The organism is Kitasatospora sp. NPDC001540, from assembly GCF_042894345.1.
GTDB classification, from domain to species: Bacteria; Actinomycetota; Actinomycetes; order Streptomycetales; family Streptomycetaceae; genus Kitasatospora; species Kitasatospora phosalacinea_C.
In genome coordinates this window covers 100,385-123,726 of the sequence record NZ_JBIAVO010000008.1, presented here as the reverse complement: position 1 = coordinate 123,726, position 23,342 = coordinate 100,385, and the positions used below count along the sequence as shown (strand labels likewise).

At 75.3% G+C, this 23,342-nt stretch carries 21 protein-coding genes; 12 read left to right on the top strand and 9 right to left on the bottom strand.

Going from position 1 to position 23,342, the window contains the following annotated elements; translation table 11 throughout:
• Nucleotides 1-9: 9 nt before the first annotated feature.
• From ACFY00_RS12980 to ACFY00_RS12955, 6 genes are all read right to left on the bottom strand, one after another.
• Entirely contained in the window at nt 10-1,623 is a 1,614-nt protein-coding gene (locus ACFY00_RS12980) for an L-aspartate oxidase (RefSeq protein ID WP_388030465.1), read from the bottom strand.
• Between the two features lie 16 nt (nt 1,624-1,639).
• A complete protein-coding gene (gene panD / locus ACFY00_RS12975; protein ID WP_285735799.1) occupies nt 1,640-2,089 on the bottom strand; it encodes an aspartate 1-decarboxylase in 450 nt (149 codons plus the stop codon).
• Between the two features lie 89 nt (nt 2,090-2,178).
• Nucleotides 2,179-3,084, bottom strand: a complete 906-nt coding sequence (gene panC / locus ACFY00_RS12970; protein ID WP_388030462.1) for a pantoate--beta-alanine ligase — start codon at nt 3,082-3,084, stop codon at nt 2,179-2,181.
• A complete protein-coding gene (locus tag ACFY00_RS12965) occupies nt 3,084-3,998 on the bottom strand; it encodes a Rossmann-like and DUF2520 domain-containing protein (protein WP_388030461.1) in 915 nt (304 codons plus the stop codon). Before ACFY00_RS12965 ends, panC begins: the two co-directional genes overlap by 1 nt.
• Nucleotides 3,999-4,248: 250 nt before the next feature.
• Nucleotides 4,249-4,938, bottom strand: coding sequence for a response regulator (locus ACFY00_RS12960; protein WP_388030459.1), 690 nt, complete (start codon nt 4,936-4,938; stop codon nt 4,249-4,251).
• Nucleotides 4,939-4,961: 23 nt separating this feature from the next.
• Entirely contained in the window at nt 4,962-6,173 is a 1,212-nt protein-coding gene (locus ACFY00_RS12955) for a sensor histidine kinase (RefSeq protein WP_388030458.1), read from the bottom strand.
• A gap of 104 nt (nt 6,174-6,277) precedes the next feature.
• On the opposite strand from ACFY00_RS12955, the gene ACFY00_RS12950 reads away from it, so the two are divergent.
• Both ACFY00_RS12950 and ACFY00_RS12945 read left to right on the top strand, forming a co-directional pair.
• The gene (locus ACFY00_RS12950) at nt 6,278-7,294 is read left to right on the top strand and encodes an SAM-dependent methyltransferase (protein WP_388030457.1); all 1,017 of its coding nucleotides are present in this window, start codon (nt 6,278-6,280) and stop codon (nt 7,292-7,294) included.
• 15 nt (nt 7,295-7,309) lie between these two features.
• Nucleotides 7,310-8,473, top strand: a complete 1,164-nt coding sequence (locus ACFY00_RS12945; protein WP_388030455.1) for an NADH-quinone oxidoreductase subunit D — start codon at nt 7,310-7,312, stop codon at nt 8,471-8,473.
• A 30-nt stretch (nt 8,474-8,503) separates the two neighbouring features.
• On the opposite strand, the gene ACFY00_RS12940 is transcribed toward ACFY00_RS12945, so the two are convergent.
• Nucleotides 8,504-9,385, bottom strand: coding sequence for a hypothetical protein (locus ACFY00_RS12940; protein WP_388030454.1), 882 nt, complete (start codon nt 9,383-9,385; stop codon nt 8,504-8,506).
• Nucleotides 9,386-9,607: 222 nt separating this feature from the next.
• Here ACFY00_RS12940 and ACFY00_RS12935 point away from each other — a divergent pair, with 222 nt between their 5' ends.
• The 9 genes from ACFY00_RS12935 (at nt 9,608) to ACFY00_RS12895 (ending at nt 20,589) form a co-directional block, all read left to right on the top strand.
• Nucleotides 9,608-9,952, top strand: a complete 345-nt coding sequence (locus tag ACFY00_RS12935) for a WXG100 family type VII secretion target (protein WP_376058939.1) — start codon at nt 9,608-9,610, stop codon at nt 9,950-9,952.
• A 65-nt stretch (nt 9,953-10,017) separates the two neighbouring features.
• Nucleotides 10,018-13,239, top strand: a complete 3,222-nt coding sequence (locus ACFY00_RS12930; RefSeq protein WP_388030451.1) for a toxin glutamine deamidase domain-containing protein — start codon at nt 10,018-10,020, stop codon at nt 13,237-13,239.
• Nucleotides 13,236-14,513, top strand: a complete 1,278-nt coding sequence (locus ACFY00_RS12925; RefSeq protein ID WP_388030449.1) for an SUKH-4 family immunity protein — start codon at nt 13,236-13,238, stop codon at nt 14,511-14,513. The genes ACFY00_RS12930 and ACFY00_RS12925 overlap by 4 nt, the downstream gene beginning before the upstream one ends.
• A gap of 64 nt (nt 14,514-14,577) precedes the next feature.
• Entirely contained in the window at nt 14,578-15,531 is a 954-nt protein-coding gene (locus ACFY00_RS12920; protein ID WP_388030447.1) for a Ppx/GppA family phosphatase, read from the top strand.
• A 376-nt stretch (nt 15,532-15,907) separates the two neighbouring features.
• Nucleotides 15,908-16,711: a sugar phosphate isomerase/epimerase family protein gene (locus ACFY00_RS12915; RefSeq protein ID WP_388030685.1), complete on the top strand. Its 804-nt coding sequence runs from the start codon at nt 15,908-15,910 to the stop codon at nt 16,709-16,711.
• 176 nt (nt 16,712-16,887) lie between these two features.
• Nucleotides 16,888-17,286, top strand: a complete 399-nt coding sequence (locus ACFY00_RS12910) for a VOC family protein (protein WP_388030445.1) — start codon at nt 16,888-16,890, stop codon at nt 17,284-17,286.
• Between the two features lie 24 nt (nt 17,287-17,310).
• Entirely contained in the window at nt 17,311-18,069 is a 759-nt protein-coding gene (locus tag ACFY00_RS12905) for a class I SAM-dependent methyltransferase (RefSeq protein ID WP_388030443.1), read from the top strand.
• Nucleotides 18,070-18,174: 105 nt separating this feature from the next.
• The gene (gene ilvD, locus ACFY00_RS12900; RefSeq protein ID WP_388030440.1) at nt 18,175-20,019 is read left to right on the top strand and encodes a dihydroxy-acid dehydratase; all 1,845 of its coding nucleotides are present in this window, start codon (nt 18,175-18,177) and stop codon (nt 20,017-20,019) included.
• Between the two features lie 48 nt (nt 20,020-20,067).
• Nucleotides 20,068-20,589, top strand: coding sequence for a hypothetical protein (locus ACFY00_RS12895; RefSeq protein WP_388030439.1), 522 nt, complete (start codon nt 20,068-20,070; stop codon nt 20,587-20,589).
• Between the two features lie 7 nt (nt 20,590-20,596).
• Here ACFY00_RS12895 and ACFY00_RS12890 read toward each other — a convergent pair whose 3' ends face one another.
• On the bottom strand, nt 20,597-21,829 hold the full coding sequence (locus ACFY00_RS12890) for a hypothetical protein (RefSeq protein WP_388030437.1): 1,233 nt from the start codon (nt 21,827-21,829) through the stop codon (nt 20,597-20,599).
• 62 nt (nt 21,830-21,891) lie between these two features.
• Nucleotides 21,892-22,320: a hypothetical protein gene (locus ACFY00_RS12885; RefSeq protein ID WP_388030434.1), complete on the bottom strand. Its 429-nt coding sequence runs from the start codon at nt 22,318-22,320 to the stop codon at nt 21,892-21,894.
• 189 nt (nt 22,321-22,509) lie between these two features.
• On the opposite strand from ACFY00_RS12885, the gene proC reads away from it, so the two are divergent.
• Nucleotides 22,510-23,334 carry a pyrroline-5-carboxylate reductase gene (gene proC, locus ACFY00_RS12880; RefSeq protein ID WP_388030431.1) on the top strand — a complete coding sequence of 275 codons (825 nt, stop codon included), beginning with the start codon at nt 22,510-22,512 and terminating at the stop codon, nt 23,332-23,334.
• Nucleotides 23,335-23,342 lie beyond the last annotated feature (8 nt).

The window sequence follows — 23,342 nt, the reverse complement described above, 5'->3', positions numbered from 1 at the left end:
CGGTGGGCGTCAGTCGGCGAGCGGGTGGACGACGTGGCGGTGCCAGTGGGCGTCGTCGCGGTCGGGGAAGTCCTCGCGCCAGTGGCAGCCGCGGGTCTCCTCGCGGAGGGCGGCGGAGGTGGTGAGGGCGGTGGCGACCTGGTACAGGTTGGTGGCCTCCCAGGTCTCCACCGACGGGTCGGCGCCGTGGGCCGGGTCGGCCAGGGCGGCCAGGCCCTTGGCGGTGGCGGCCAGCGACTCCGCGGAGCGGAGCACGCCCGCGCCGGCGGACATCAGGTGCTGGAGCTCGCCGCGGGCCCCGGCGGGCAGCAGCGGGACGGGCGTGGCGGCCTGCGCGGCACCGATGTTGACCGTCCGGGCCGGGAGCCGCCCGGCGGCGTTCAGCGCGGCCAGGTCGGCGGCGATCCGCTCGGCGAAGACCAGGCCCTCCAGCAGCGAGTTGGAGGCCAGCCGGTTGGCGCCGTGCACGCCGGTGCAGGCGACCTCGCCGCAGGCGTACAGGCCCGGGACGGTGGTGCGGCCGTGCAGGTCGGTGCGCACGCCGCCGGAGGCGTGGTGGGCGGCCGGGGCGACCGGGATCGGCTCGGTGACCGGGTCGATGCCGTTGGCCCGGCAGGCGGCCAGGATGGTGGGGAAGCGGTGCTCCCACATCTCGGCGCCGAAGTGCCGCCCGTCCAGGTACATGTGCCGGGTGCCCTTGGCGTGCATCCGGCGGATGATCCCCTTGGCGACGATGTCGCGCGGGGCGAGCTCGGCCAGTTCGTGCTGGCCGACCATGAAGCGCACCCCGTCCGCGTCGACCAGGTGCGCGCCCTCGCCGCGGACCGCCTCGGAGACCAGCGGCTGCTGGCCCTTGGCGTCCGGGCCGAGCCAGAGCACGGTCGGGTGGAACTGGACGAACTCCAGGTCGGTGACCTCGGCCCCGGCCCGCAGGGCGAGCGCGACGCCGTCGCCGGTGGAGACCGCCGGGTTGCTGGTGGCCTCGAAGACCTGGCCCATGCCGCCGGTGGCCAGCACCACGGCCCGGGCCAGGATCGCGCCGACGCCGTCGCGCTGGCCCTCGCCCATCACGTGCAGGGTGACGCCGGAGGCGTGACCGTCGGCGTCGGTGAGCAGGTCCAGGACGAGGGCGTGCTCGATCAGTTCCAGGCCCGGGTCGGCCTCGATCGCGGCGACCAGGGCGCGCTCGATCTCGGCGCCGGTGGCGTCGCCGCCCGCGTGCGCGATCCGGCGGCGGTGGTGGCCGCCCTCGCGGGTCAGCACGATCTCGCCGTCCTCGTCGAGGTCGAACTCGGCGCCGACCTCGATGAGCCGGCGCACCGCGTCCGGGCCCTCGGTGACCAGGGCGCGCACCGCCTCCTCGTCGCACAGGCCGGCGCCCGCGACCAGGGTGTCCTGCAGGTGCTGCTCGGGGGTGTCCCCCTCGCCCAGGGCGGCGGCGATGCCGCCCTGGGCCCAGCGGGTGGAGCCCTCGTCCAGCACCGCCTTGGTGACCACCATGGCCCGCAGGCCGGCCTTGCGGGCGTTGAGCGCGACGGTGAGCCCGGCCACGCCGGAGCCGACCACGACCACGTCGGTGCTCGTGGTCCAGCCGGGGGCGGGGGCGGTCAGGCGGTGCGACATGGGTTCAGCTACTCCTTCAGCGCGCGGCGGCGTCGGCCGCGCCGTTCGCACCACCGTACGCGGCGTCGCCGCGCAGCAGTCCGCTGCCCTCGGGGGCGTCCGCGGGGTCGCCGCCGAGGCCGGTGATCCGGTTGTGCTCGTCGACGAAGACCACCTTCGGCAGGTACGCCTTGGCCTCGGCGGTGTCCATCTGCCCGTAGGCGATCAGGATCACCAGGTCGCCGGGGTGGACCAGGCGGGCGGCGGCCCCGTTGATGCCTATGACGCCCGAGCCGCGCGGCCCGGCGATGGTGTAGGTCTCCAGCCGGGCGCCGTTGTTGATGTCGACGATGTGGACCAGCTCGCCGGGGAGCAGGTCCGCGGCGTCGAGCAGGTCCTCGTCGACCGTCACCGAGCCCACGTAGTGCAGGTCGGCCTGGGTGACGGTGGCGCGGTGGATCTTGGACTTGAGCATGGTGCGGAACATGGGTCACGCCTCCTGTGAGTGCATGCCTGGTGGTGCCTACCGGGTGGACGGGCGGCCGGTGCCCGTGGACAGCGGCCGCCCGGGGCGTCCTAGCGGACGATGACGCTCACGTTGTCGATCAGCCGGGTCGAGCCGACCCTGGCCGCGACGGCGAGCACCGCCTCGCCCCGGAAGTCGTCCGGCGCCTCGGTGAAGGACAGCGGATCGATCAGGGCGAGGTAGTCGAGGGAGATGCCGTCCGCGCCCTCCAGCACGGCGGCGGCCGCCTCGCGGACGGCCTTCGGGCCCTGCGCGCCGGCGTCCCGGCCCGCGAACAGGGCGCGGGAGAGGGCGAGCGCCCGGGTGCGCTCGGCCTCGGAGAGGAAGCGGTTGCGGGAGGACAGCGCCAGGCCGTCCTCCTCGCGGACGGTCGGGACGCCGACCACCTCGACGTCGAAGTCCAGGTCGGCGACCATCCGGCGGACGATCGCCAGTTGCTGGGCGTCCTTCTCGCCGAACACCGCGAAGTCCGGGTCGGTGATGTGCAGCAGCTTGGCGACGACGGTCAGCACCCCGTCGAAGTGGCCCGGGCGGGACGCGCCCTCGAAGCCCTCGCCCATCGGGCCCGCCGAGAGCCGCACCAGCGGCTCGCCGTTCGGGTACACCTCGTCCACGGACGGGGCGAACACCACGTCGGCGCCCATCTCCTCGGCCAGCGCGACGTCCGCGTCCAGGGTGCGCGGGTAGCGGTCAAGGTCCTCGCCCGCGCCGAACTGCAGCGGGTTCACGAACACCGTCACGGCCACCCGGCCGTCCTTGCCGACCTGGCGGCGGGCCTCGCGCACCAGCGCCGCGTGGCCCGCGTGCAGCGCGCCCATGGTCATCACCACGGCGTTGTCCACCGGCTGTTCGTCCGGCCAGAACGCGGCCTCGAACTCCTCCACGGTGCGGGTCAGCACCGCCTTGCGGACCTTCGCCGGCTTCGGGGCCTTCGCCGGGCGCCTGTCGCGTGCCATCAGTGCTTCTCCTCGTTCAGTACGTCCAGCAGCGCCGCCGCCGGCTCCGGCTTCAACGTGCCGCCCGCCACCGCGCGCTGCGCGGTGGCCCGGGCCATCGCCCGGTACGCCTGGCCGATGTCCGGGGTCACCGTAGCGAGTCGGTCCAGGTGCGTGCGCACCGTCCCGACGTCGCCGCGGGCCACCGGGCCGGTCAGCGCCAGGTCGCCCGAGCGCAGGGCGTTGTCCAGGGCCGCGCCCAGCAGCGGGCCGAGCATCTGGCCGGGTTCGGCGACCCCGGCGGTGCGCAGCAGCTCCATCGCCTGCGCGACCAGCGTGACCAGGTGGTTCGCGCCGTGCGCGAGGGCCGTGTGGTAGAGCGGACGGACCTCCTCCGGGATCCAGGACGGCTCGCCGCCCATCTCCACGACCAGGGCCTCGGCGACCGGGCGCAGCTCCTCCGGGGCGGTCACCCCGAACGGGCAGCCGGCCAGCCGGGCCACGTCCACCGAGGTGCCGGTGAAGGTCATCGCCGGGTGCAGCGCCAGCGGCAGCGCGCCCGCGCGGGTGGCGGGCTCCAGGACGGCCACGCCGTGCGCGCCCGAGGTGTGCACGAGCAACTGGCCGGGACGGACGGCGCCGGTCGCGGTCAGGCCCTGCACCAGGTCGGGCAGCGCGTCGTCCGGGACGGTCAGCAGCACCAGGTCCGCCGCCGCCATCACCTGCGGGGGCGTCACCAGCCGGACGCCGGGCAGCAGGGCCTCGGCGCGGCGGCGGGACGCGGCGGAGACGCCGGACGCGGCGACGACGCGGTGGCCCGCGAGCTGCAGGGCGGCACCCAGGGCGGGTCCGACGCGGCCCGCGCCGACGACGCCGACGGCGAGCCGGGCGGGGCGGTTACCGGGGTCGGAGGGGTCTCCGAAGTCGGGCAGCACTCTTCCGTTCCAGTCCTCTAGGGGTACCAGACGTACCGGTCAATGGTACGGGGGTTTGCCGCCCGCCCACCCACCCGTGCGCCGACAGCCCGCGTGGGCGGAGGCGTGGGTGGGTGCCGGGGGGGCTGGACGGGCAGGTGCGGCGGGGCGGGTGGCCGGGCGCGCAGTTCCTCGCGCCCCTGGCGGGGCGGGGCACTTGGGCGGGAGGCGCACGGGTGGGCGGGTGGGGGCAGGGACGGGGAGCCCCCCGTCAGGGGGTCTCGCCGGCGCGGACGAGGCCGTTCTCGTAGGCGAGGACGACGGCCTGGACGCGGTCGCGGAGGGAGAGCTTGGCGAGGATGCGGCCGACGTGGGTCTTGACCGTGGCCTCGGAGAGGACCAGGCGGGCGGCGATCTCGCCGTTGGAGAGGCCCTGGGCGACGAGCAGGAAGACCTCGCGCTCGCGGTCGGTGAGGGGGGCGAGGACGGGGGAGCCGGGGGTGCTGGCGGGGGTGGGGAGCACCTCGGCGAAGCGGTCGATCATGCGGCGGGTGGTGGTGGGGGCGACCACCGCGTCGCCGCCGTGGACGGAGCGGATCGCGGCGACCAGTTCGGTGGGCGGGACGTCCTTGAGCAGGAAGCCGGACGCGCCGGCCTTGAGCGCGGCGAAGGCGTACTCGTCCAGGTCGAAGGTGGTGAGGATGAGGACCCGGGGGGCGCCCTCGACGGGGTGGCCGTGCTCGTCGAGGCAGATCCGGCGGGTGGCCTGGACGCCGTCGAGCCGGGGCATCCGGACGTCCATCAGGATCACGTCGACCTCGGCGGTGCGCAGCACGTCGACGGCCTGCTGGCCGTCGCCCGCCTCGGCGGCGATCTCGATGTCGCCCTGCGACTGCAGGACCATCCGGAACCCGGTGCGCAGCAGTTCCTGGTCGTCGACGAGCATCACGCGGATCGGCATGCGGGTCGGGTCTCCTTCTACGTTCACTTGGGCGTTCTGAGGGGGAGGACGGCCCGGATCCGGAAGCCGCCGCCGGGCCGGGGCCCGACGTCCAGGCTGCCGCTGACCATACCGACGCGTTCGCGCATGCCGATCAGGCCGTGGCCGAGCCCGTCGGCGCCGCCGACGAGCTGTTCGCGGGTGGAGCCGCGGCCGTCGTCCTCGACCAGGACCTCCAGGTCGGCGGGGCGGAAGTCGACGGCGACCTTGGCGCGGGCGTTCGGGCCGCCGTGCTTGCGGACGTTGGTGAGGGCCTCCTGGACGATCCGGTAGACGGTCAGCTCCAGGCCGCGGGGCAGCTCGCGGACCTCGCCGGTGGCGGTGAAGTCGACCGGCAGGCCGGCCGTGCGGACCTGCTCCAGCAGCTCGGGGAGCTCCTCGACGCCGGGCTGCGGCACGTACTCGCCCGCGGTGTCGGCGGTGCGCAGCACGCCCAGCAGGCGGCGCATCTCGGCGAGGGCCTGGCGGCCGGTGGAGGCGATGGTGCCCAGCGCCTCCTTGGCCTGCTGCGGGGAGGAGTCCAGCACGTAGGCGGCGCCGTCGGCCTGGACGATCATCACCGAGACGTTGTGCGCGACCACGTCGTGCAGCTCGCGGGCGATCCGGGCCCGCTCGGCGGCGACCGCGACCTGGGCCTGGGCGTCGCGCTCGCGCTCCAGCCGGGCGGCCCGGTCCTCCAGCTCGACCAGGTAGGCGCGGCGGACCCGGGTGAGCCGGCCCCAGGCCCAGCACAGCACGAACGGGGTGGTCATCAGGGCGGCCAGGAACACCGCCTTGTAGCCGTCCCCGCGCTGGTCGGGGGGCGTCAGCCGCCACAGCGTCAGCGGCCCGGCCGCCAGGCTCGCGGCCAGCGCCAGCCGGGACGTCCAGGCGTGGCCGAAGGCGGCGCCGGTGTAGGCGAACACCAGGTAGGCGATGCTCGAGGCGTTGGGGTCGACGCCGAACGCGACCTGGCCGAGGCCGAGCACGACGGCCGCCGCGGTGGTGGCGTCCGGCCAGCGGCGGCGCACCACCATCAGGGCGGGCAGCAGGAAGGCCACCGCGAGGCCGGTGTAGTGCTTCCAGGACGGCAGCGGGGAGCCCGGCACGCCGGTGGACTCGACGGCGGCGAGCACGCCCAGCATCAGGACCAGCAGCGCCCAGCCGGAGTCGACGACCACGGGGTGTCGGCGGAACCAGGCGTTGAGTCGGTGCACGCTTCCAGCCTAGGGAGTCCGGGAGCGGGTTCTGCTCCGCCGCGAGGGCGATCCGCGGCTACTCCCCAGGGTGGAGGCGCGGGCGCCCGGTACCGTCGTGGGCCATGACCTGGATGCGGTGGCGGCCCGCGATCGAACACGCCCTGTACCGGCCCGACGGCGGCTTCTACCGCAGGCCGGAGGGCCCGGCCGGGCACTTCCGCACCTCCGTGCACGCCTCCGCGCGGTTCGCCGCCGCGGTCGTCCGGCTGTTGGCCGGGGTGGACGCGGCGCTCGGCCGGCCGGAGCGGCTGGACTTCGTCGACGTCGGCGCCGGGCGGGGCGAACTCGTCCTCGCGGTGCGGGCCCTGCTGCCGGACGGCCTGCGCGGGCGGGTGCGGCTGCGGGCGGTGGAGCTGGCCGACCGCCCGGCCGACCTGCCCGCGGAGGTGCACTGGTCGGCGGAGCTGCCGTCGGGCGCCGTGGGCCTGCTGTTCGCCAACGAGTGGCTGGACAACGTCCCGCTGGACCTCGCCGAGCCGGACCCCGCTCCCGACGGGGAGGGGCGACTGCGGTACGTCGAGGTCGCGCCGGACGGGGCGGAGCGGCTCGGCGGGCCGGTGTCGGGGGCGGACGCGGCCTGGGCCCGGCGCTGGTGGCCGGACGGGGAGCGGGTCGAGCTCGGCGGACCGCGGGACGCCGCCTGGGCCGCCGCGGTCGGCGCGCTGGAACGCGGCCTCGCGGTGGCCGTCGACTACGCGCACCTGCGCGCCGCCCGGCCGCCGTTCGGCACCCTGACCGGCTTCCGGGACGGCCGCGAGTGCGCCCCCGTCCCGGACGGCTCCTGCGACCTGACCGCGCACGTCGCGCTCGACGCGGCGGCCGTGCCCGGGCACCCGGCGCTGCTGGCCACCCAGCGCGAGGCGCTGCGCGCGCTCGGCGTCAGCGGGGCCCGGCCGCCGCTCGCGCTGGCGAGCAGCGACCCGGCGGCCTACCTGCGGGCGCTGGCCGGTGCGGGGGAGGCGGCCGAGCTGACCGACCCGGCCGGGCTGGGCGCGTTCCACTGGCTGGTCCAGGCCGTCCGCATGCCGGTACCGGAGGACCTCGCGGGCCTGCCGGGATGGCAGACTCTCCCCTCGTAGAAGGAGGCGACGGCCATGACGGAGACCACGGTCGGCATCGGTCCGGGCGCGCAGACGCTCCCCGGCGACGGCGGCAGCACCGACATGGTGCTCAACATCGGCCCCCAGCACCCGTCCACGCACGGCGTGCTGCGCCTGAAGCTGGTCCTCGACGGCGAGCGGATCACCAGCGCCGAGCCGGTGATCGGCTACATGCACCGCGGCGCGGAGAAGCTGTTCGAGGCCCGTGACTACCGGCAGATCATCATGCTGGCCAACCGGCACGACTGGCTGTCCGCGTTCGCCAACGAGCTGGGCGTGGTGCTGGCCGTCGAGCGGATGCTCGGCATGGAGGTGCCCGAGCGGGCGGTGTGGCTGCGCACGCTGCTGGCCGAGCTGAACCGCGTCCTCAACCACCTGATGTTCCTCGGCTCCTACCCGCTGGAGCTGGGCGGGATCACGCCGATCTTCCACTCCTTCAACGGCCGCGAGGAGCTCCAGCACGTGCTGGAGGAGGCCTCCGGCGGCCGGATGCACTACATGTTCAACCGGGTCGGCGGCCTCAAGGAGGACCTGCCGGCCGGCTGGCTCGGCCGGGTCCGCCGCGCGGTCGGCGTGGTGCGCGGGCAGCTGCCGGTCTTCGAGGACCTCGTCCTCGGCAACGAGATCTTCCGCGGCCGCACCGCGGGCGTCGGCGTCCTCTCCCGCGAGCACGTCCACGCGTACGGCGTCAGCGGGCCGATCGCCCGGGCCAGCGGCGTCGACTTCGACCTGCGCCGCGACGAGCCGTACCTCGCGTACGGGCAGTTGCGGGACGTCCTGAAGGTGGCCGTCCGGGAGGAGGGCGACTGCCTGGCCCGGTTCGAGTGCCTGCTGGAGCAGACCGCCAACGCGCTCGACCTCGCCGACGCCTGCCTGGACCGGCTGGCCGAGCTGCCCGCCGGGCCGGTCAACCTGCGGCTGCCCAAGGTGCTCAAGGCCCCGGAGGGCGAGACGTACGCCTGGACCGAGAACCCGCTCGGCCTGAACGGGTACTACCTGGTCTCGCGCGGCGAGAAGACGCCGTGGCGGCTCAAGCTGCGCTCGGCGTCCTTCAACAACATCCAGGCGCTGACCGAGCTGCTGCCGGGGACGCTGGTCGCCGACATGGTGGCGATCCTGGGTTCGATGTTCTTCGTGGTCGGCGACATCGACAAGTAGCGGGCCCCCGGCGGGGGCCCGCTGCCGGGGCTACTGGTCCGCCGGGTGCGGGGCCAGCCGGGTGTCGTGGGCCTTGCAGAGGGCGACCAGCTGCTCGTACGCGGCGGGGCCCATGAGCTCGGTCAGCTCGGGGCGGTAGGAGACGTAGACCGGGTCGGGGGCGTGGTGCGCCTCGGGGGAGCCGGTGCACCACCAGTGCAGGTCGTGGCCGCCGGGGCCCCAGCCGCGGCGGTCGTACTCGCCGATGGAGACCTGCAGGTAGCGGGTGTCGTCGGGGCGGTCGATCCAGTCGTAGGTGCGGCGGACCGGCAGCTGCCAGCAGACGTCCGGCTTGGTCTCCAGCGGCTCCAGGCCCTCGCGCAGGGCGAGCACGTGCAGGGCGCAGCCGGCGCCGCCGGGGAAGCCGGGGCTGTTGAGGAACAGGCAGGCGCCGTTGACGCGGCGGGTCTGCCGGTCGCCGTCCTCGTCGAACATGGTGATGCCGCCGTCGCGGCGGATCCGGCCCTTGGCGTCGGTGCCCTCGGCGTGGTGCTCCCAGATGTCGGGGGTGAGCCGGGCGGCGTGCTCGGCGACGCGCTGCTCGTCCTCCTCGTCGGAGTAGTGGGCGCCGAGGGTGCAGCAGCCGTCGGAGGCGCCGCGGCCCGGCTGGATGCCGTGGCAGCCCTTGCCGAAGATGCAGCCCCAGCGGGAGGTGAGCCAGGTGAGGTCGCAGCGGAACACCTGGTCCTCGTCGGCGGGGTCGGTGAACTCGACCCAGGCGCGCGGGAAGTCGAGGGCGACCTCGCGCACGGTGGGCATCGCCAGGTCGACGACGGGGCCCTTGGCCCTGGGGGCCTTCGCGGCCTTGGACGCCTTGGAGGCCTTGGCGGGCTTCTCGGTCTTCTTGCTCTTGGTGCTGTCAGCTGGTGCCACCCGGTAAGGGTAGGGCCTGGACGGGGCGGGGCGGGGGTGCGGCGACGCGGCTTTGCCGGTGGTTCGTTCCGTTCGGTGCCGGTTTGGCGGGTTTCGAGCGGGTGGTGAAGGTGAAGCGGCTGTGAAAAGGACCGCAGGCCGGTCGGCGGCGGCCGGGAGTGGTCCTAGGATGGCTCAGCCGGTAGGTCGGGCGCGCGAGCGCCCTTGCACGGGGGAGTGCAGATGGGCGACGAGGTCGTCATCCGGTCGTGGGAACTCCACGGCGAAGGACGGGAGTTCGAGAAGATCTCGGACGAGTTCGGTAAAGCGGCGCAGCAGTTGGAGAGCGGGCTGGCGGCGCTGGGCGCGCCGTGGGGCTCGGACGAGCCCGGCGCGCCGTTCGGCACCGCGTACGGCGAGGCCCGGGAGGGCGCGCTGGCCGGGTTGCAGGGGCTGTCGGAGCGGCTGGGCCGGATCGGCCGCGGGCTGCACACGATGGCGGACAACAGCGAGCGCACCGATCAGGACGTCAGTGCGGACTTCACCGCGCCCTCGCTGAACCACCCGACCGCAACCGGCCGGGCCTGAACCGGAGTCAGACCAGGAGGCGGGCCGCTGCGCGCGCCGAGCCGCACCACCCGAAGGGGGAGCACGTGTCCAGGAACCTGCCGGAGGAACTCGCCCCCGCGCTGGCGCGGACCGGCCACGCGTGGCCGCAGGCGGACGAGGACGGGCTGCGCCAGGCGGCCGTCCTGTGGCGGGAGTTCGGGTCGGAGGCGGACGCCCTGGTGACCCGGGGCGCGGCCTCCGCGCAGCGGGTCTCGGGGGAGAACAAGGGCCGCGCGGTGGAGGCGTTCGCCGACCACTGGCGGCAGTTCAGCGGCGGCGGGCGCGGCCAGTTGGACGACGCCTCGGCGGCCGCGGCCCTGGTCGCCGCCGCCCTGGACAAGGCGGCCGGGGCGGCCGACCAGGCCAAGGTCGACATCATCGCGGTGCTCACCGAGCTGACCGAGAAGATCCGGGCCGCCGACGCGGCCGAGGCCAAGGCCAAGGCCGACATCGCCTCGGCTGGCCAGGAGATGACCACCGGGCTGGGCGGGCTGGTGACCGGCGCGGTCGGCGCGGCCGTCGGCGCGGTGAAGGAAGTCGCCGCCGAGGCCGAGGAGTTGGCCGCGGTCGAGCACGCCAAGGTGAAGATCGGCCAACTGCTGGAGCAGCTCGGCCGGGACATGGCCGAGGCCGCGAAGTCGCTGGCCAAGGAGCCGCCGCTGGTCGCGCTGGAGCGGATCGCCCAGGCCGACGGCCGGGGCCTGCACGGCGAGCAGCGGGAGTCCTCGTTGGCGGCCCGCTCCGGGCAGGTCACCGGGGTGCTGGCGAAGGCCGGGGTGGCCCGCTCGGTGGAGGTGGCGAGCGTCGCCGGCCTGCACGCCGAGCTGAAGGCCGACGGCACGGTGCGCACCGACCGGCACGGCAACCCGGTGCTGGTCGGCGAGGACGGGCAGCGGGTCAAGGGCGTCGAGGGCCTGACGGTCACCCAGGGCCCGGACGGCCAGCAGCAGTTGGTCGGCCCCGACGGCTCCCCGGTCACCGGCGTGGCGATGGGCGAGGACGGCAAGCCGCTGCTGGGCGCCAACGGCAAACCGCTGCTGGTCGGCCTGACCGGCGCCCTGGTCGGCACCGGCATCACGCTCGCGATCGGCCGGGGCGGCAAGCTCGAGCTCGGCGACGACGGCCACCCGGTGATGATGGCCGCCGACGGCACCCAGGTCTCCGGCCTGGTCACCGACCAGAAGGGCCACCTGCTGGCCGGCACCGACGGCCACCCGCTCACCGTCGACGCCTCGGGCCGGGCCACCGGGCCCGACGGGCAGGTCGTGCAGTTCGGCGCGGACGGCCGTCCGGTCGACCTGCTCGGCGCGGACGGCAAGCCGGTCACCGTCCTGGACGGGCAGCAGCAGGGCGGCGGGCCCTTCGGGGCGCAGGGCGGCCACGGCGGGCCCGGCGGCCACGGCGGGCCGAACGGGCCGGGCAACTGGCCCGGCGGCGCCAACGGCCAGAGCGGCCCGGGCGGCGACCACGGCGACCTGCTGGGGACCGTCCAGAAGACGGTCGAGACCGCGGGCGCCCAGACGGTCGACACGGTGCGGGGCGTGACGGGCGGCCCCGGGCCGCAGCCCGGGCCGGTCGACAACGGCGGCGGGCACCGCGGCGGTGGCGGCTACGGCGGCGGTGGCGGTTACCAGACCGGTTCGGGCGGCTCGCACGGGTCGTACGGCGGCTCGGCCGCGGCCTCGTACCCCGCGCCGTCCTACGGCGGCTCCTTCGACGGCGGCTCCGGTGACTCCGGCGGCTCCGGCGGCGGCTACGTCCCGCCGGTGCGCGGGCCGATCTCGGTGCACGTCGACTCGGTGGCGGCGCCGCCCGCGCCGAGCGTCCCGCCGGTGTCGGCCGGGGACATCTGGTCGTCCGGCGGTGGCGGTGGTGGTGGCGGCGGGATCGGCGGCGGTGGCGGTGGCGGTGGCCACCACGCGGCGGACCCGGCGTCCTCGTTCGGCGGTTCGGCCGCCTCGAACGGCTCCTCGTTCCAGCTCGGCCCGGTCGGCGGGGGTTCGGCCGCCCCGGTCGGCGGCATGCCGACCACCGCTCCGGTGGCGGGCGCCCCGGTGACGGGTGCGGGCCCGGTGGGCGGCGCGGTCGGGGCCGCCCCCGGCGCGGCGGCCGGTGCGGCGGGCGCTCCCGGCGCCCCCGGCGCGGCCGGTGGCCCGGTCACCGGTCCGGTGGCGGGCGCGGCGGGCGGCACCGCGGGTGCGCCCGGTGCGGCCGGTACCTCCGGCGGCGCGGCCGCGGTGATCGGCGTCGGCCAGCAGCCGGCCGGCGGCCGCGCGGTGGCGACCGGCCCGGTGGGGCCGGTGGGCGGCGGCGGGATCGGCCAGCACGCGCCCGGCGGCCCGGTGCGCGGCTACGAACCGCCGGTGGACGTCCGGCGCCAGTCGACGACCGACGAGCAGGGCCTGCCGGTCAACCCCGGGCAGGTGTCCGCGGCCTGGCTGGTGATCGCCAACGGCCGCCGCGGCGGCGCCCCGGGCCCGCTGCCGGTCGGGGAGCGCGAGCGGACCCTCGCCGACAGCCGCCCGTACGGCCTGCCCGGCGGGCTCGGCCCGGTCGACCCGGCGCACCAGGCCGAGGTGGTGCGCCGCACCCCGGTGCCCGCGCCGGACCCGATGGTCGGCGAGTGGATCGAGGTGCTCAACGGCGGCGGCCACGCCGAGACCGGACGCGCCAACAACTGCGTGGACGTGGCGCTGTCCGCCGTGGACACCCTCGGCGGCGTGCCGACCTGCGCCGCGCCCCGGCTGCCCGACGGCCCGGCCGGCGAGCGCGGCGGCCGCGACCGCGCCGAACTCGAACTCGGCACCCGCTTCCTCGACCTCGGCGACGGCCCCGACGCCCACGACAAGCTCGGCCGGGCCCTGCTCGCCCACGGCACCGGCACCCGCGCCGTGCTGCTGACCGTCGACGCCTTCGGCCGCTCGCACACCTGGAACGCGGTCAACCACCAGGGCGTGCTCAGCTACCTGGACCACCAGACCGGCTACGCCGCGCCCGCCCCGCTCTACCCGGCCGACCACGGCCTGTGGGCGATCGCGGTGGACGCCGCGGACCGGCCGATCGACCTGGCCGCGCCGCTGCCCGCCACCGTCGCCGTCCCGGACCGCGCCCCCGAGCCGGAACCCGAGCCCGAGCCCGTCCTGGTCGGCGCCCCCGCCCCGGAGGCCGAGGCGTCCGGGGAGAGCGCCGCCCCCGCCGCCGCGCCCGCGCCGCCGCGCTCCCGGCTCACCATCCACCGCACCACCACCGGGAGCACCAACCGATGATCACCCGCGAACAGGCCCTCGCCACCGCCCACCGCTGGGTCAACGGCGACCTCCCGCAGGAGGGGGCGCGGCCTGTCAGGTGCCACGAGTTCGACCTCGGCTGGGTGCTCTGGCCGGAGCCCGCGCCCGTCCTCACCGACCCGCTCACCGGCGCCCGCCGCGCCCCCGAGGAGATCGGCGCGGCCTGCGCGGTGGTCGACCGGGTCACCGGCGAACTCGTCGTCTACCCGTCCGTCCCGGTGCCGGTGGTCGAGCAACTGCACCGCGACCGCCTCGGCGCAGGCAGCCACAACCCGGCGCTGCCCCCGGTCACCGGCCCCGGCACCCGGGCCACCCTCAGCTACCGGGACGAGAAGGACGAACTGCAGTCGCTCACCGTCCACTCCGCGCACGGCCGCCCGCACCCGGCCCTGCGCGCCCGGGAGCAGCTCGCCGCCCAGGGCGTCCCGGCCGAGAACCTGGTCGCGCTGCGCACCGACCTGCGGCTGTCAATGCTCCCCGGCAGCTACTCCGAGCAGGCCGTCGCCGAGCAACTGCCCGGCGTACGGCTGGAGTTCGAGCAGCCGTACGGGCCGCGCCACGACCACCGGGCGGCCGCCGTGCGGGCCCTGGTGGCCCGCACCCGCAGCGGCTACAACCGGGTGCCGTTCCCGCCCGCCGTGCCGCCCGCCCAGCCCGAGGACGAGACCGGCCTCGGCAAGCGGCTGGCCGCCCTGTTCGGCGAGGACGGCGTGCGCCGCTTCGAGCCGGTCGAGACGCTCGCCGCGGACCTGCCCGAGGCCGTCGCCCGCCCGCTCCAGCGCACCGGACTGCCCCGCGAGGTGCCCGGCTTCTTCGCCCTCCACCTGCCCGAGGCCGACGGCATCGCCGAACAGGCCGCCCCGCCGCTGCCCGACCTCACCGAGCACCTCGGCGCCCTCGGCCGCGGCCGCCGGGCCACCGCCGCCGCCCGCACCGCGCTGCTGGGCCAGCGCCTGATCGGCACCGACGGCTGGGCGCTGCTCACCGTCGACACCGCCCAGGGCCGGGTCCGCGCCGTCGACCCCGACACCTGCGAGACCCGCTACTGCAACACCGACCTCACCGCCTTCACCCGCTGCCTGGCGCTGCTGGCCGAACGCCGCCCCCGCCTGCTCGACCTGCCCCCCGAGCAGGCCGGGCCCGCCGTCGCCGAGTTCCAGTGGGCGCTGGCCGCGCTCGACCGGACCGCCCTGCGCGACCCGGAGAACTGGTGGGCGGTCATCGTCGAGCAGCTCTGGGACGGCATGCTGTGACCCCGCTCGCACCGACCCCGCTCGCACTCCGGGCGGTCACCGGGTTGGGCTAGGTTGGACGGTCATGCGACTCGGTGTGCTCGACGTAGGCTCCAACACCGTCCACTTCCTCGTGGTGGACGCCCACCCCGGCGCGGCCCCGCTGCCCGCCTACTCCCACAAGGCCGAACTGCGCCTCGCCGAGCTGCTGGAGGAGAACGGGGCGATCAGCGAGGTCGGCGTCGAGCGCCTGGTCTCGATGGTCGCCTCCTCGCTCCGGGTCGCCGAGGACAAGGGCGTCGTCGACCTGCTGCCGTTCGCCACCTCCGCCGTCCGGGAGGCCGCCAACGGCGAGGAGGTGCTGCGCCGGGTCGAGGACGAGACCGGCGTCGCGCTCACCGTCCTGTCCGGACAGGACGAGGCCCGGCTCACCTTCCTCGCCGTCCGCCGCTGGTTCGGCTGGTCCTCGGGCCGACTGCTCAACCTCGACATCGGCGGCGGCTCGCTGGAGATCGCCTGCGGCCTCGACGAGCAGCCCGACGTCGCCACCTCCCTCCCGCTCGGCGCCGGGCGCCTCACCCCCCGCCTCCCCGGCGAGGTCGCCGACCCCGGCGACCTGCGCGAACTGCGGCGGCACATCCGCGCCGAGATCGCCGGGACGGTCGGCGACTTCACCCGCCTCGGACCGCCCGACCACTCGGTCGCCACCTCCAAGACCTTCAAGCAGCTCGCCCGGATGACCGGTGCCGCCCCCGAGGGCGCGGGCGTCCGCGTGCCCCGCAAGCTCACCCGCTCCGGCCTCTCCGCGTGGCTGCCCCGCCTCGCCGCGATGACGCCGGGCGAACGCGCGCAGATCCCCGGCGTCTCCCCGGGCCGCGCCCGCCAACTGCTGGCCGGGGCGCTGGTCGCCGACGCGGCGATGGACCTCTTCGGGCTGGAGGAGCTCGACATCTGCCCGTGGGCGCTGCGCGAGGGGATCATCCTGCGGCGGCTGGACGCGATGGACGGGAACGAGAGTCGCGTCGCGATCGAGGCGTAGCGGAGGCAGCAGGCGTAACCAGGGGCGCGGGGAACTGCGCGCAGCGGGGTCGAACGTCAGCAGGATCGCGGGATAGTGCAAGTGATCATCCTGCGTCGCGATCCGGCTGTGCGTGCTCGCTTGGCCGCGCAGTTCCTCGCGCCCCTGGTTCCGCAGCGGCTGGCGCAGCAGTTCCCCGTGCCCCTGCTTTCGCTCGGCGCAGCAGTTCTCCTCGCGTCCGTGCTTTCGCGGGGCGTGTCCTAGTCTGGTGGGCGTGGCGGATTCGGCGGACGAGCGGCGGTCGAGGCGCGGCCCCCTGCCGTTGAAGGCGGCGCGGGCCGCCAGGGCGGCGCGGCGGAAGTTGGAGCGGCCGGGGTGGCCGCCGCCGCACCCGGCGTTGCACGTGCCGGAGACGAAGGTCGCGCTGTCGACGGCGTCGGTGTACCCGTCGACGACGGAGACGGCGTTCGAGCTGGCGGCGCGGCTGGGGTACGACGGCGTCGAGGTGATGGTCTGGAACGACCCGGTGAGCCAGGACGTGGAGGCGCTGCGGCGGCTCTCGGACCGGCACGGGGTGCCGATCCTGGCGGTGCACGCGCCGTGCCTGCTGATCACCCAGCGGGTGTGGTCGACGGACCCGTGGACGAAGCTGGTGCGGGCCCGGAAGGCGGCCGAGCGGCTGGGGGCGGACACGGTGGTGGTGCACCCGCCGTTCCGGTGGCAGCGGCAGTACGCGCGGGAGTTCGTGGCGGGGGTGGACCGGATGGCGGGGGAGACCGACGTCCGGTTCGCGGTGGAGAACATGTACCCGTGGCGCTACCGCGACCGGGAGGTGCTGGCGTACGCGCCGGGCTGGGACGTCACGGAGGAGGCGTACCGGCACTTCACCGTCGACCTGTCGCACGCGGCGACGTCCCGGACGGACGCGTTCGAGCTGGTGGAGCGGATGGGCGACCGGCTGGCGCACGTGCACCTGGCGGACGGGTCGGGGTCGGGGAAGGACGAGCACCTGATCCCGGGCCGGGGCAAGCAGCCGTGCGCGGAGCTGCTGGAGCGGCTGGCGCGGACGGGGTTCGACGGGCACGTGGTGCTGGAGGTGAACACCCGCAAGGCGGGCTCCCCGGCCGAGCGGGAGGCGGACCTGGCGGAGGCGCTGGCGTTCACCAGGCTGCACCTGGCGACCGCCCGGCCCGGTGGCTGAAGGGCCGTCCGCCCGCAGAGGAACGCGTGCGCGGGCCGCGGGTCCGGCTCTAGGGTCGAGCGCGTGATCAACGGACGGCCGGTCGAACCGGTGCGCGCCCACGAGGCGGAGACGTGCGAGGACCCGAGCGGCGACGGCTGCTGCGCGGACGGCCCGGTGCGGAAGGCGGAGCCCGCGTGATCGGCCCCGGCACCCACGTCCGGTACGCCCGCCCCTCCCGGGACCTGGCGGCCGCCGAACGCTTCTGGACCGAGGGCCTGGGCCTGTCGGTGCTGTGGCGCACCACCGAGCGGGTCCCCGGCGAGCACGACCTGGTGATGGTCGGCCTCCCGGGCGGCAGCTGGCACTTCGAGCTGGCGCGCGACCCGGAGCGCCCGGTGGAGCCGACCCCGACCGTCGAGGACCTGTTCGTGCTGTACCTGGGCGGGCCGGTGGACGAGGCGCTGGTGGAGCGCCTGGTGGAGGCCGGCGGCACCCGGGTCGCCGCGCACAACCCGTACTGGGACGAGCACGGCGTCACCGTCCGCGACCCGGACGGCTACGACCTGGTGCTCTGCTCGCGCAGCTGGACCTGACCGATGACGGAGGAGAACCGACCGATGTACGACCTGAAGGCGCACGCCAACTCCTTCGGCCCGGTGGCCGCGCAGTACCAGGCCGCCCGGCCGTCCTACCCGGACGAGCTGTTCGACGCGCTGGAGCGGCTCTCCGGCCGCCCGCTGGACGGCGCCGACGTGCTGGACGTGGGCGCGGGCACCGGCATCGCGACCCGGCTGCTGGCCGGGCGCGGCGCCCGGGTGGTCGCGGTCGAGCCCAGCGAGGGGATGGCCGCGGTGCTGCGCGAGGTCAGTCCGCGGATCCCGGTGGTGAAGGCGGTGGGTGACGAACTCCCCTTCCACGACGCCTCGGTGGACTTCGTGACGTACGCCCAGGCGTTCCACTGGACCGACCCGCAGCGCTCGATCCCGGAGGCGCTGCGGGTGCTGCGCCCGGGCGGGGCGCTCGCGGTGTGGTGGAACGTCAAGGACTACCGGGTGCCCTGGCTGGCCGCCCAGCAGGAGCGGATGGCGGCGGCCCTGCCGGAGACGTACCACTACAACAGCGGGGTGAACGCCCGGCCCGAGGCGTTGACGGCGGCGGGCCTGGAGGTGCGCGCCGCGCAGTTGCGCTGGGAGCGGCGCATCCCGGTCGACCAGGTGATCGACGACCTGACCTCCCGCTCGTACGTCGCGGTGCTGACGCCCGAGCGGCGGGCCCCGATCCTGGCGGCGGAGCGGGCGGCGCTGCTGGCCGCGTTCCCGGACGGGCAGGTGGTCGAGCCGTACCTGCTGGACGTCTTCGTGGTGCCGAAGCCGTAGCGCCGGGACGCCCGCACTGACCGCATCGCGGACACCGTGTCCGGGGGCGGCCGGTGCGGGCGTAGGCTCGACAACCCCCGGAAGTCTCCTGAAGGAGCGGCAACGATGCCCCAGCTGAGGTCCAACACGGTCACCCAGGGTCGCAACATGGCGGGCGCGCGCGCCCTTCTGCGCGCCGCGGGCGTAGCCCGCGAGGACTTCGGCAAGCCGATCATCGCGGTCGCCAACTCCTTCACCGAGTTCGTCCCGGGCCACACCCACCTGCAGCCGGTCGGCCGGATCGTCTCCGAGGCGATCAAGCGGGCGGGCGGCATCCCGCGCGAGTTCAACACCATCGCGGTCGACGACGGCATCGCGATGGGCCACGACGGCATGCTGTACTCGCTGCCCTCGCGCGACCTGATCGCCGACTCGGTCGAGTACATGGTCAACGCGCACTGCGCCGACGCGCTGATCTGCATCTCCAACTGCGACAAGATCACCCCCGGCATGCTGATGGCCGCGCTGCGCCTCAACATCCCGACGGTCTTCGTCTCCGGCGGCCCGATGGAGGCCGGCAAGGCCACCCTGGTCGACGGCACCGTCCGCAAGCTGGACCTGGTCGACGCGATCTCCCAGGCGGTGAACGAGAACGTCTCCGACGCGGACATCTCGATCATCGAGGAGAACGCCTGTCCGACCTGCGGCTCCTGTTCCGGCATGTTCACCGCCAACTCGATGAACTGCCTCACCGAGGCGATCGGCCTCTCGCTGCCCGGCAACGGCTCGCTGCTGGCCACCCACACCGGCCGCCGCGCCCTGTACGAGCAGGCCGGCCGCACGGTCGTCGAGATCACCAACCGCTACTACGGCGGCGACGACGAGTCGGTGCTGCCGCGCAACATCGCCACCCGCGCCGCGTTCGAGAACGCGATGGCGCTGGACATCGCGATGGGCGGCTCCACCAACACGATCCTGCACCTGCTGGCCGCCGCCCAGGAGGCCGAGGTCGACTTCGACATGCGGGTGATCGACAGCATCTCCCGCAAGGTGCCCTGCCTGTCCAAGGTCGCCCCCAACGGCTCGTACTACATGGAGGACGTGCACCGGGCCGGCGGCATCCCCGCCATCCTCGGCGAGCTGTACCGCGGCGGCCTGCTGCACGAGGACGTGCACACCGTGCACTCCGACTCGCTCGCCGAGTGGATGAAGACCTGGGACGTGCGCGGCGGCTCGGCCTCCGAGGAGGCCGTCGACCTCTGGTACGCCGCCCCCGGCTGCGTCCGCTCCGCCGAGGCGTTCAGCCAGTCCGAGCGCTGGGACTCGCTGGACACCGACGCCGCCAAGGGCTGCATCCGCAGCGTCGAGCACGCCTACTCGGTCGAGGGCGGCCTCGCGGTGCTCTACGGCAACATCGCCGAGGACGGCTGCGTGGTGAAGACCGCGGGCGTGGACGAGTCGATCTGGCGCTTCCAGGGCAAGGCCGTGGTCTGCGAGTCCCAGGACGAGGCGGTCGACAAGATCCTCCGCAAGGAGATCGCCGAGGGCGACGTGGTGGTCATCCGCTACGAGGGCCCCAAGGGCGGTCCGGGCATGCAGGAGATGCTCTACCCGACCTCCTTCCTGAAGGGCCGCGGCCTGGGCAAGGCCTGCGCGCTGATCACCGACGGCCGCTTCTCCGGCGGCACCTCGGGCCTGTCGATCGGCCACATCTCCCCGGAGGCGGCCTCCGGCGGCGCCATCGCCCTGGTCGAGGACGGCGACTCGATCACCATCGACATCCCGGCCCGCACCATCAACCTGGACGTCTCCTTCGAGGAGCTGCACGAGCGCCGGCTGAAGCTGGAGTCCGAGGGCGGCTACCGCCCGAAGAACCGCGACCGCCAGGTCTCGGTCGCGCTCAAGGCGTACGCCGCGATGGCCACCTCCGCCGACAAGGGCGCCGTCCGGGACGTCTCCAAGCTCGGCTGAGACGCGTGGCACCCGGGGGAGGGCCCCGCTCGTGGTGATAATCGGACGGTGAGTACGACGCGTACGACGAGTCCGACGACCACCGCGGACGGGGCCCCCGTCCCCCCGTCGATCCGCTGGTTCGGCACCACCTGGGTCGACCGCGGCACCGGCTACTGGCTGCGCCGCGCCCTCGTCCCGCTCGGCGCCCTCGCGGCCACCGCCGCCGGGGCCCTCGCGCTGCGGCTGGGCGTCTCCGGCGTCCGGATCTCCGGCGCCTCCCCGCTCACCCTGCTGCTGACCCTCGCCCTCGGCCTCTGCTCCGCCATGGCGGGCCTGCGGAACTGGAAGATCCTCACCGAGGGCAAGGACGCGCTGACCGGCTGGATGGCCGAGGAGAAGCAGCTCGCCGGGGTCTGGCTGGTCGGCTTCGTCGGCGCCCTGGCCGCCTACTTCGCCCGCAGCCTGGTCGAGGCCCCCGGCGAGGGCCTCAAGCGCGCCGCCTACGACCAGGAGCACGCCACCTGGCACCGCCGCCGGGCCGCCCGGGCGGAGCGCGAGGCCCGCCGGGCGGCCCGGCGGCGGGCCTGAGCGTCCGTCAGCTGCGGGTCAGCGTGCCGCACTCCTCGCCGTCCTGCAGCGGCTTGGTCCGGTCGTACGGGTCGGTGGCCGGGCCGCTCGGCGCCGGACCGGTCGCGGCCGCCCGCATGAACTCGAACTCGGGCTCCAGGTAGCCGGAGTGCGCGTCGCACCGGTTGTTGCCGAAGTCGCTGCGGCCGTCGTCCAGCCGCGGCTTCCCGGGCGTCACCTCGTAGTGCTTCGGGTCGTAGAACCGGAAGTCCTGCACCCGGCGGACGATCTCCCGGTCCACCACCCGGCTGCGGTCCACCTGGGCCCAGGAGGCCGGCAGCGCGGTGCCGTCGCCGCCCGGGACGGCCTTCCCGGCGTCCGGGCCGGGGCGTAGCGCGTACACGTAGGTCACGTCGGTGTGCACCAGCATGCCCTGCTCGCCGTCGCCCTCGAAGCTGATCCGGCCCTGCACCTTCACCTGGTCGGTGACCGGCACCGCCCGGGCCGGGTCGAACCGGCTCACCCAGGTCGTCGGGTCGTGCTCGGCGCTCGGGTGCGCCAGCGCCGCGGCCAGGTCCTCGGCGTCCGGCCCGTCCATCAGGTCCAGGACGTGCTGGACGCTACCGCCGGACAGCACCTGCGGGTCCAGGTTGCCGGCGACCAGGTACGCCTTCACCGCGTCCACGTTCGCGGCCACCTGCTGCGCGCTGAACACGCCGGTGGCGGGCATGCTGGTGGGCAGTCCGATGCCGTCCACGCCGTTCGGCCACGCCTCGGCGGGCGAACCCGCCCAGGGGCGCTCCGGGGTCGGCACGTCCGGGTCCACGGTCGGCGGGGCGCTGCTCGGCGGGGCGGTCTCCGCGCCCACGGTGGGCAGCGCGGAGGACGCCGGCGCCTTCGAGCCGCCGCCGCGGTCGGTGACGACCAGCCCGACCAGCACGGCCACCACCACCCCCAGGAGCAGCAGCGCGTTGCGCACCGGGTGCGGGCGCTCCGGCCCGCGGTCGACCGGGCGGGCCCGGCGGCGCCACCGGGAGCGGCGGATCTCCGTGACGGGGCGGACCTCCGTCGTCGGGCGCCACGGCGCGTTCTCCGGCGGCGGGTTCTTCTTCCACCGCTCGGTCAGCATCCGGGCCCGCCCGGACGCCTCCTTGGCGGTCGCGGACCGGACGAACTCCTCGTCCAGCACCAACCCCTCGAAGGGGTCGTCGGGTCTGCCGGGGACGCTGTCGTCCGGCCTCGGCTCATCTATCGTCGGCACGGCCGGAAGTATGCCGACCACCCCCGACACACCCGACAACGGGGGGCGGGCCTGACGCGCCGTCAGCCCTTGCGGGCCGCCTTCACCGCCCCCACCACGCCCGCCACCGCGAGCAGCGCGCCGGCCGGCAGCAGCGAGGTGAACAGCGCCCCGAACAGGCCGTGGGAGCCCAGCAGCCACAGCGCCAGGGTGTCCAGCACCAGCAGCGCCCCGGCGGCGGGCAGCGCGGACTGCCACGGGTGCTCGTCCGCCCAGCGGCGCAGCCGCCGGTCGCCGCCGCCGCGCAGCCGACCGCCGACCGTGCCGACCAGGAAGAAGCAGAACAGCCCCCAACTGACCGGTCCGGCCAGGATGTCCAGCGACCAGTGCAGGGTGATCACGTCCACCGCGAGCGCGGCCCCGCCGACCACCGTGCCCACCGCCGCCGCCGTCCGCCACGGCCCGAGCGTCGCGGCGGCGACGGCGACCTGGCGGTTCTCACGTCCTGACAACTCTCCGTGTCCCATGCCTCCACGGTGCTCCCACCCGCCCCCGGAATCCAGAGTCCGCACCCCTGAGATTCCCCCTACGGGGGCCGGGGCGCGGGCGGGCCGACCGCAGGGTGGACACCTCCGTCGGGGCGGGGGCGCCGCGGGGCAAGATGGGCGGCCAGGAACCGCAGCGCACGGAGGGTACGCACCATGAGCGACAGCACCATCGCCGGCCAGAAGATCGCCTTCCTCGGGACGGGCAAGATCGGCGAGGCCCTGCTCTCCGGGCTGCTGCGGGCCGGGACCTCGCCCGCCGACGTGCTGGTCACCGCCCGCCGGGCCGAGCGCGCCACCGAGCTCGCCGACCGCTACGGCGTCACCACCGTCACCAACGCGGAGGCCGCCAAGCTCGCCGACACCCTGATCCTCGCGGTCAAGCCGCAGGACATGGGCACCCTGCTGGAGGAGCTGGCCGAGCACGTCGCCGCCGACAAGCTGGTCGTCTCGGCCGCCGCGGGCATCCCCACCGCCTGGTTCGAGGAGCGCCTCGCCCCCGGCACCCCCGTGGTGCGGGTGATGCCCAACACGCCCGTCCTGGTCGACGAGGGCATGAGCGTCATCTCCGGCGGCTCGCACGCCACCGAGGCGCACCTGTCCCGCGCCGAGGCGATCTTCCGCTCGGTCGGCAAGGCGCTGCGCGTCCCGGAGGGCCAGCAGGACGCGGCCACCGCGCTGTCCGGCTCCGGCCCCGCGTACTTCTACTTCCTGGTCGAGGCGATGATCGACGCGGGCATCCTGCTCGGCCTGCCCCGCCAGGTCGCGCACGAGCTGATCGTGCAGTCCGCGATCGGCGCCTCGGTGATGCTCCGCGACTCCGGCGAGCACCCCGTCAAGCTCCGCGAGGCCGTCACCTCCCCGGCCGGGACGACCATCGCCGCCATCCGCGAACTGGAGAACCACGGTGTCCGGGCCGCCATGCTCGGCGCCCTGGAGGCCGCCCGGGACCGCTCCCGGGAGCTGGCCGGCGGCAAGTAGGCTCGGGC

Excerpts from the sequence above, each read along its gene's own strand:
- panC (WP_388030462.1), bottom strand. The coding sequence starts at position 3,084 with ATGGCACGCGACAGGCGCCCGGCGAAGGCCCCGAAGCCGGCGAAGGTC.
- ilvD (WP_388030440.1), top strand. The coding sequence starts at position 18,175 with ATGCCCCAGCTGAGGTCCAACACGGTCACCCAGGGTCGCAACATGGCG.
- ACFY00_RS12980 (WP_388030465.1), bottom strand. The coding sequence starts at position 1,623 with ATGTCGCACCGCCTGACCGCCCCCGCCCCCGGCTGGACCACGAGCACC.
- ACFY00_RS12945 (WP_388030455.1), top strand. The coding sequence starts at position 7,310 with ATGACGGAGACCACGGTCGGCATCGGTCCGGGCGCGCAGACGCTCCCC.
- ACFY00_RS12960 (WP_388030459.1), bottom strand. The coding sequence starts at position 4,938 with ATGCCGATCCGCGTGATGCTCGTCGACGACCAGGAACTGCTGCGCACC.
- ACFY00_RS12950 (WP_388030457.1), top strand. The coding sequence starts at position 6,278 with ATGACCTGGATGCGGTGGCGGCCCGCGATCGAACACGCCCTGTACCGG.
- panD (WP_285735799.1), bottom strand. The coding sequence starts at position 2,089 with ATGTTCCGCACCATGCTCAAGTCCAAGATCCACCGCGCCACCGTCACC.
- ACFY00_RS12920 (WP_388030447.1), top strand. The coding sequence starts at position 14,578 with ATGCGACTCGGTGTGCTCGACGTAGGCTCCAACACCGTCCACTTCCTC.
- ACFY00_RS12905 (WP_388030443.1), top strand. The coding sequence starts at position 17,311 with ATGTACGACCTGAAGGCGCACGCCAACTCCTTCGGCCCGGTGGCCGCG.
- ACFY00_RS12925 (WP_388030449.1), top strand. The coding sequence starts at position 13,236 with ATGATCACCCGCGAACAGGCCCTCGCCACCGCCCACCGCTGGGTCAAC.
- proC (WP_388030431.1), top strand. The coding sequence starts at position 22,510 with ATGAGCGACAGCACCATCGCCGGCCAGAAGATCGCCTTCCTCGGGACG.
- ACFY00_RS12935 (WP_376058939.1), top strand. The coding sequence starts at position 9,608 with ATGGGCGACGAGGTCGTCATCCGGTCGTGGGAACTCCACGGCGAAGGA.